This is a genomic window from Terrisporobacter mayombei (genome assembly GCF_020748465.1).
GTDB classification, from domain to species: Bacteria; Bacillota; Clostridia; order Peptostreptococcales; family Peptostreptococcaceae; genus Terrisporobacter; species Terrisporobacter mayombei.
Genome location: NZ_JAHZMP010000100.1, coordinates 1 through 528, shown reverse-complemented (window position 1 = coordinate 528; position 528 = coordinate 1). Strand labels below are relative to the sequence as shown.

Annotated in this window: 1 protein-coding gene; it reads left to right on the top strand. The window is 48.9% G+C overall.

Features of this window, described 5'->3' with window-relative positions:
- Positions 1-76: 76 nt before the first annotated feature.
- On the top strand, positions 77-528 hold a 452-nt coding region (gene cysZ / locus K0039_RS24875; RefSeq protein WP_228106802.1), incomplete at its 3' end, for a sulfate transporter CysZ.

The window sequence follows — 528 nt, the reverse complement described above, 5'->3', positions numbered from 1 at the left end:
AACTGTCCATTGCGCAATTACCCGGTAAAATACGCAGAATTTTCCTGGGATTGGTCAAAAGGAGCTCATCCTGATTATGGTTTCATCATTCACATCTGCCCCACGCAGCGGTTTTTACTATTTTGCGCAAGGCTGGAAGCTCGTCTCGCAACCTGGGATTCGGCGTTTCGTTATTTTACCGCTGCTGGTCAATATTTTGTTGATGGGGGGCGCATTCTGGTGGCTCTTTACACAGCTCGATGTCTGGATCCCGACTCTCATGAGTTACGTTCCGGACTGGCTACAATGGCTGAGTTATCTGTTGTGGCCTCTGGCTGTCATCTCTGTGCTGTTAGTGTTTGGCTATTTCTTCTCCACGATTGCTAACTGGATTGCCGCTCCGTTTAACGGTTTATTGGCTGAACAACTGGAAGCACGATTGACTGGCGCTACACCGCCAGATACCGGGATTTTCGGTATCATGAAAGATGTGCCGCGAATCATGAAACGCGAATGGCAAAAATTTGCCTGGTATCTGCCGCGCGCAAT